Consider the following 6,377-nt stretch of genomic DNA (forward strand, 5'->3'; position numbering starts at 1 on the left):
CCAGGCCCTCGAGCCCTTCGTCAGCGCCCTGCTCGACATCCCCAACATCCGGGACATCCGCCTCGCCAGCAAGGGCCTCATGGCCATCCCCCAGCACTTCCTCCAGGACTCCGTCCTCCAGGGGCTGGAGCGGCTCGCCAAGAAGGCCAACGAGCGCGGCGTGGACCTCGCCCTCCACACCCACGTCAACAACGCCCGCCAGCTCACCCCCCTCGTTGGCAAGGCCGTTCGCAAGCTGCTCGACATGGGCTTCCGCGACGTGCGCAACCAGGGCGTGCTCCTGCGCGGCGTGAACAGCACCCCCAAGGATCTCCTCGAGCTGTGCTTCACCCTGCTCGATCACGCCAAGATCCTGCCGTACTACTTCTACATGTGCGACATGATCCCCAACTCGGAGCACTGGCGGCTCTCCGTGGCCGAGGCCCAGCAGCTCCAGCACGACATCATGGGGTACATGCCCGGCTTCGCTACCCCGCGCATCGTCTGCGACGTGCCCTTCGTCGGGAAGCGGTGGATCCACCAGGTGTCCGAGTACGACCGCGAGCGCGGCATCTCGTACTGGACCAAGAACTACCGCACCGGCATCGAGGGCAATGACCCCGATGCCCTCACCCGCAAGTACGAGTACTTCGACCCCATCTACACGCTGCCCGAGTCCGGTCAGCAGTGGTGGCGCGATCAGGCCAAGGCGGCGTGATGCAGTCCCCAGTGCCGCCCTCCAAGGGCGCTCCCTCGCGTCCGGCCTCCGAGGCCGGGCGCCGGGTCCTTTTCCCCGAGGCCACTGACGCCGAATGGTCCGACTGGCGCTGGCACCAGCGCCACGCCGTGCGCAACCTCGCGCAGCTGGAGAAGTACGTCTCCCTCTCGCCCGACGAGCGCGCCGGCGTGCAGGAGACGTCCTCCCTCTTCCGCATCGGCATCAGCCCCTACTACCTGTCCCTCATCGACAGGCAGCACCCCTTCTGCCCCATCCGGATGCAGTCCATCCCTGTTCGCGCCGAGGCCCGCATCCGCCCCGGCGAGCTCGAGGACCCCCTCGGCGAGGACAAGACCCGGCCCGAGGAGGCCATCGTCCACAAGTATCCGGACCGCGTCCTCTTCCTCGCGCTCGACACCTGCTCGGTCTACTGCCGACACTGCACCCGCCGCCGCATCACCAAGGGCGGCGAGGCCGAGCTCACCAAGGAGCAGATGCGGCGCGGCCTCGACTACATCCGCCGCCACCCCGAGGTGCGTGACGTCCTCATTTCCGGAGGAGATCCGTTCCTCCTCTCCGAGGAGCGCCTGGAGGAACTGCTCGCGCCCCTCCACGAGATTCCCCACGTGGAGATGGTCCGCATCGGCACCCGCGTGCCCGTGTGTCTGCCCATGCGCGTCACCGACTCGCTGGCCCGGCTGCTGCGGCGCTACGCCCCCGTCTACGTCGTCACCCACTTCAACCACCCGAAGGAAGTGACTCCCGAGGCCCGCGAGGCCTGCGAGCGGCTCGTGGACCATGGCGTCCCCGTCGAGAACCAGGCCGTGCTCATGCGCCGGCTCAACTCCGACGCCCGTATCATCAAGGAACTGTCCCACGCGCTGCTGCGCATCCGCGTCCGCCCCTACTACCTCCACCAGATGGACGTGGCCCAGGGCTGCGAGCACCTGCGCACCCCCATCTCCAAGGGCATGGAGATCCTCCAGCAGCTCCGCGGCCATACCACCGGCCTCGCCGTGCCCCACCTCGCCGTGGACCTGCCCGGCGGCGGCGGCAAGGTGACGCTCCAGCCCGACTATGTCGTCGAACGCCACGAGCGCGGCACCGTCTTCCGCAACTTCAAGGGCGAGCGCTACTCCTATCCCGAGCCCGAGGAGACCGACTGCTCCTGCCCCTATGACTCCGAGTGGCAGGCCCGTCGCTGGGGGTAGGGCAGGGCGTCAGTTCTCCACGGCGGGGGCTTCCTGCCCGGCCGGCTCTTCCTCTCCCTGCGGAATGCCCACCTCCACGGTGGGTCCCGCCCCCTCCTTCTCCTCCATCGTCACCGGGTTCTCGTCGCTGAACCCCTGCTGGACCTGGATGTCGCCCGGCTCCTGCTGCCCCTGAGGCGTCTTCCCGGCCGCCGCGGCCTGGTCCTTCGCCTCCAGTTCCTTCGCCGCCGCCTCCACCGCCTCGTTCCCCTTCGGCCCCATCGTTGCTGTCTGGCGCGCGTAGTCCTTCCGCGACGCTCCGTGCTTGTCCAGCACCCCCTGGATGGCCTCCTGCTGCTCCTGGATGACCTGCCGCCGCTCGGCGTTGTCCATCTCCGACGACTTCCGGTTTCCGTGCGCCGCGTTCACTCGCTCCAACGCCGCCTTCTCGTCTCGACGGATTCGCGCGATCTGCTCGGGCGTGAGTTCCCCCGCGGGTGCGAGGCCCGGGACGGTGAGCCAGGTCGATAGCAACAGCATGGACAGACGGCGGGACATGGGTACTCCTCAGTAGGCCCCTCCATCGTATGGGAGACAGGGGGGGCGTGGGTATTCCCCACGGACCTCAACCCGCTCAGCGGGACTGGCAGCGGGCGCAGCCGTCCGTCCCTTCCGCGCAGGCCTCCCTTGCCTTCGCGCACCGACGCGGCAGGTCCGGCCGGTCCTGGTTGCGGCTCACCACTTCGCAGAGGTCTTCCGCCACCTCGCAGGTCTCCCGCCCCAGGCTGCATTCGTCCTCGCAGGCGAGGTCTCTCATCGAGGCCCGGGACCTCAGTTCCTCCAGCCGCGCCTCGTAGGTGGCGAGCTGTTCATCGTCCGAGCCGGCCACCCGGGTGTCCACCTGCTTCGGACATCCCACGAGGACCAGGGTCAGTAGGGCAAGGCTGGCTGCGCGCATGGGTTTCCCTTACGCGCGACCGCCCGGTCCGTCCAGGCTCCTCAGCGTCCCTGGGACCTTGGCTGGACAGGTGGCCGTGGCGCCTCCTCCGAGCGGTTGCAGTACAGGAACGCCGTCAGCCCCAGCAGTGCCAGCACCGCCAGACGCCGAAGCCAGTCCTCCCGCCGGCTCCTCGGGGAGTCCACCTCCTCCCGCTCGGCCGCCTCCAGGGTCGCCGCCACCTCCGTCCCCAACGCTCGCACCCTCCTGCTCAGCGCCACCACGCTCGTCAGCACCGGAGGCACCACCGCCGTCTCCCGCTCCAGTGCCTGCGCGAGTGCTCTCGCCCAGACGTCCTCTTCCGCCTCGTCCACCGGAGGCCGGCAGGGCAGGGCCGCCTCCGTGGTGAACTCCAGTGCCGCCCTCAGCAGGTGCACCGAGAAGGCCGCCGGGCTGATGCCGTAGAACGTCGCGCTGTCCTCCAGCGAGCGACCCTGGACCAGCCGCATCACGAGGAGCGCGGACTGACGGTAGGGCAGCGCTCGCAGCGCCGCGCCAAGCTCTGTGGCCGAGAGGCGGGTGACGTCGGGGGCAGGGGACACGGGGCTCTCATTCTCCGCCATCCGCTGGCCGATTTCTTGAGCCACGAGCACCACCCCCTACACTCGGCCACCATGTGGCGACCTGTTGCACTGCTGCTGCTCCTGCTCGCGCCCCCGCGCGCGCTCGCCGTGGAGACGATGCGCATCGCCATGGGTGACTCCCAGGGAGAGGTCCGGGTCAGCGGCCGGGTCCTCTCCTTCGGCTCCGATACCGAGGACGCCCGCTTCTCCCCGCTCGACCGGGACAGCGTCGTCGTGCGCCGCCGTGGCTCGCGCCTGGAGCTCAATGGTGCCCCCGTCATCGGCAACGCGGTGCGCTTCCGCGCTGGCGCGGACTCCGATGACGCGGGGGTGCCCGCTTCCTCCCCCCTGCGTGCTGGCGACATGCAGGTCCGCGGCGACGTCGTGGTGCGCCTCTACAAGGACGGGCTCCAGCTCATCAACGTCATCCCGCTCGAGGACTACCTCGCCGCCGTGCTCGGCAGCGAGATGCCCGTCTCCTTCCCCTTGGAGGCCCTCAAGGCCCAGGCCGTCGCCGCCCGCACCTACGCTCTCCAGAAGAAGCTCGAGACCTATGGCAGCCCCTTCCACATGGGCAGCAGCGTGCTCCACCAGGTCTACGGTGGCCTCAACCGCGAGGACGCCCGCACCCGCTCCGCCGTCGAGGCCACCCGCGGCGAGGTGCTCACCCACGAGCTCGCCCCCATCGAGGCCTACTTCCACTCCTCCTGTGGCGGGCGCACCGAGTCCGGCCTGGCCGCCCTCCAGCGAGACCTTCCCTACCTCCAGGCCGTGGACTGCCCGTGTGGTCGGCTGCCCGCCAGTCGTTGGAGCGCCACCGTCTCCGACGCCGAGCTGCGCGCCGCGCTCGGCCAGCCCACCGAGGGCTTCCGCGTCACCTCCCGCACCGATACCCACCGGGTCAACCGGGTCGTCACCGCCAGTGGCTCCTCCCTCGATGGGGCGGCGCTCCGGCGGAAGCTCGGCTACACGAAGCTCAAGAGCCTCGGGTTCGAGGTGGAGCGCACCTCCAGTGGCTGGCACTTCATCGGTCGCGGCTACGGTCATGGCGCTGGCCTCTGCCAGTGGGGGGCCAAGGCGCTCGCCGACGAGGGTCTCGCCTACCGCGACATCCTCCAGCACTACTACCCGGGGACCGAGCTCCAGCAGCTCTACTGACACATCCCGTTTCGTCGGGGCGCCGAGGCTGTTACAAGCGCCTCCTCCGTGTCGTCACTGCTCTCCGATTACGACTTCGAGCTCCCCGAGGCGCAGATCGCCCAGGCCCCCCTCGGTGCCCGTGATGCCTCCCGCCTCCTGGTGGTGAGCCGCTCCTCGGGTGCCTTGGCGCACCGTCACTTCTCCGACCTGCCCGGTCTGCTGCGCGAGGGTGACCTCCTGGTCGTCAACGACGCGCGCGTCATCCCCGCCCGCCTCCTCGGCTCCAAGGTCGGCACCGGGGGCCGGGTGGAGCTGCTCGTCGTCCGCCCCTCGGCCTCCACGCTCACCTCGCAGGCTCTCGGCGGCGCGACCGAGGCGCTCGAGTGGATCTGCCTCGGGCAGGCCTCCAAGGGCCTCAAGCCCGGGGCGCGCATCGCCTTCTCCGAGGGCCTGGAGGCCGAGGTGCTGGAGGCGCTCGGAGGAGGGGAGTACCGCGTCCGCTTCCACGCCGCGCCGGGTACCTCGCTCGCGGAGCTGCTGGACAAGGCGGGTCGCCTGCCGCTGCCGCCCTACATCACCCGCGCCCCCGAGGCCTCGGACGCCGAGCGCTACCAGACGGTGTACGCGCGGGCCTCGGGGGCGGTGGCGGCGCCCACCGCGGGGCTGCACTTCACCGACGCCATCTTCGCGGCCCTCGCCGCCCAGGGCATCCACCGCGTCGAGGTGACGCTGGACGTGGGGCCGGGCACCTTCCTTCCCGTGCGCGAGGAGAACCTGGAGAAGCACCACATGCACCCGGAGCGCTACTTCGTCTCCGAGGCCACCGCCCAGGCCGTCAACGCCGCCCGGGCCGAGGGGCGCCGCGTCGTCGCGGTGGGCACCACCGTGGTGCGCACCCTGGAGTCGGCCACCGACCCGGAGACGGGGCGCCTGCGCGCCGGCTCGGGAGAGACGACCCTCTTCATCCGCCCCGGCTTCACCTTCCGGCAGGTGGACGTGCTGCTCACCAACTTCCACCTCCCGCGCTCCACGCTGGTGGTGCTGGTGAGCGCGCTGCTCGGCCGTGAGCGCACCCTCGCGGCCTACCGGGAGGCGGTCGCCGCCGGCTACCGGTTCTTCTCGTACGGCGACGCGATGCTGGTGACGGAGTAGGAGACACGACGCAATGGCAGAGCCGCGCAAGGAGAAGGGTGACACCCGCGTTCCACCGAGCCTGGTGCGCTATGAGCTGCTGCACGAGGACGCCTCGGGCTCGCGCGCGCGCCGGGGCCGCCTGCACACCCCCCACGGGCTCATCGAGACGCCCATCTTCATGCCCGTGGGCACCGTGGGCAGCGTCAAGGGCGTGGGTCCGGACGACCTGTTCACGATCGACGCGCAGATCATCCTCGGCAATACCTACCATCTGATGCTCCGGCCCGGAGACGACCTGGTGGGGGAGCTGGGCGGCCTGCACCGCTTCATCTCCTGGGACCGCCCCATGCTCACCGACAGCGGCGGCTTCCAGGTCTTCAGCCTCGCCGAGAAGCGCAAAATCACCGAGGAGGGCGCCGCCTTCCAGTCGCACCTGGACGGGCGCCACATCCTCCTGTCCCCCGAGCGCTCCATCGAGATCCAGGAGACGAAGCGGTGCAGGCCGCCCATCTCCCCCACCAGCTGCTCGCCGGGCCGCAGCATCAGGTGGTAGGTGTTGCCCAGGATGATTTGGGCGTCGAGCGTGAGCAGGTCATCCGGCCCCACGCCCTTGACGCTGCCCACGGTGCCCACGGGCATGAAGATGGGCGTCTCGA

General features: G+C 70.1%; 6 protein-coding genes and 3 pseudogenes. 5 read left to right on the top strand and 4 right to left on the bottom strand.

Annotation, left to right across the window (positions count from 1 at the left end; all coding sequences use genetic code 11):
- Positions 1-697, top strand: a pseudogene (locus VF794_RS25435) (lysine 2,3-aminomutase); the annotation flags it as partial.
- Complete coding sequence (locus VF794_RS25440; RefSeq protein ID WP_331114733.1) at positions 697-1,908, top strand: KamA family radical SAM protein; 1,212 nt, start codon at positions 697-699, stop codon at positions 1,906-1,908. The pseudogene VF794_RS25435 and the gene VF794_RS25440, both read left to right, overlap by 1 nt.
- 9 nt (positions 1,909-1,917) lie before the next feature.
- Here VF794_RS25440 and VF794_RS25445 read toward each other — a convergent pair whose 3' ends face one another.
- The 3 genes from VF794_RS25445 to VF794_RS25455 form a co-directional block, all read right to left on the bottom strand.
- A complete protein-coding gene (locus tag VF794_RS25445; RefSeq protein WP_331114735.1) occupies positions 1,918-2,445 on the bottom strand; it encodes a hypothetical protein in 528 nt (175 codons plus the stop codon).
- A 76-nt stretch (positions 2,446-2,521) separates the two neighbouring features.
- Positions 2,522-2,845 carry a hypothetical protein gene (locus VF794_RS25450; protein ID WP_331114737.1) on the bottom strand — a complete coding sequence of 108 codons (324 nt, stop codon included), beginning with the start codon at positions 2,843-2,845 and terminating at the stop codon, positions 2,522-2,524.
- Between the two features lie 41 nt (positions 2,846-2,886).
- On the bottom strand, positions 2,887-3,426 hold the full coding sequence (locus VF794_RS25455; RefSeq protein WP_331114739.1) for a hypothetical protein: 540 nt from the start codon (positions 3,424-3,426) through the stop codon (positions 2,887-2,889).
- A 72-nt stretch (positions 3,427-3,498) separates the two neighbouring features.
- Between VF794_RS25455 and VF794_RS25460 the strand changes: the two genes are divergently transcribed.
- From VF794_RS25460 to VF794_RS25470, 3 genes and pseudogenes are all read left to right on the top strand, one after another.
- Complete coding sequence (locus VF794_RS25460) at positions 3,499-4,605, top strand: SpoIID/LytB domain-containing protein (RefSeq protein ID WP_331114740.1); 1,107 nt, start codon at positions 3,499-3,501, stop codon at positions 4,603-4,605.
- 48 nt (positions 4,606-4,653) lie between these two features.
- The gene (gene queA, locus VF794_RS25465; RefSeq protein WP_331114742.1) at positions 4,654-5,739 is read left to right on the top strand and encodes a tRNA preQ1(34) S-adenosylmethionine ribosyltransferase-isomerase QueA; all 1,086 of its coding nucleotides are present in this window, start codon (positions 4,654-4,656) and stop codon (positions 5,737-5,739) included.
- A 13-nt stretch (positions 5,740-5,752) separates the two neighbouring features.
- Positions 5,753-6,205 (top strand): annotated as a pseudogene (locus tag VF794_RS25470) (tRNA-guanine transglycosylase); the annotation flags it as partial.
- Positions 6,206-6,225: 20 nt separating this feature from the next.
- Here the strand turns inward: VF794_RS25470 and VF794_RS25475 are convergent.
- Positions 6,226-6,360, bottom strand: a pseudogene (locus tag VF794_RS25475) (tRNA guanosine(34) transglycosylase Tgt); the annotation flags it as partial.
- Positions 6,361-6,377: the final 17 nt, after the last annotated feature.

This window comes from Archangium sp., from assembly GCF_036389735.1.
Lineage (GTDB): Bacteria > Myxococcota > Myxococcia > Myxococcales > Myxococcaceae > Archangium.

Coding starts and splice junctions, on each gene's coding strand:
- VF794_RS25460 (WP_331114740.1), top strand. CDS start 3,499: ATGTGGCGACCTGTTGCACTGCTGCTGCTCCTGCTCGCGCCCCCGCGC.
- VF794_RS25445 (WP_331114735.1), bottom strand. CDS start 2,445: ATGTCCCGCCGTCTGTCCATGCTGTTGCTATCGACCTGGCTCACCGTC.
- VF794_RS25440 (WP_331114733.1), top strand. CDS start 697: ATGCAGTCCCCAGTGCCGCCCTCCAAGGGCGCTCCCTCGCGTCCGGCC.
- VF794_RS25450 (WP_331114737.1), bottom strand. CDS start 2,845: ATGCGCGCAGCCAGCCTTGCCCTACTGACCCTGGTCCTCGTGGGATGT.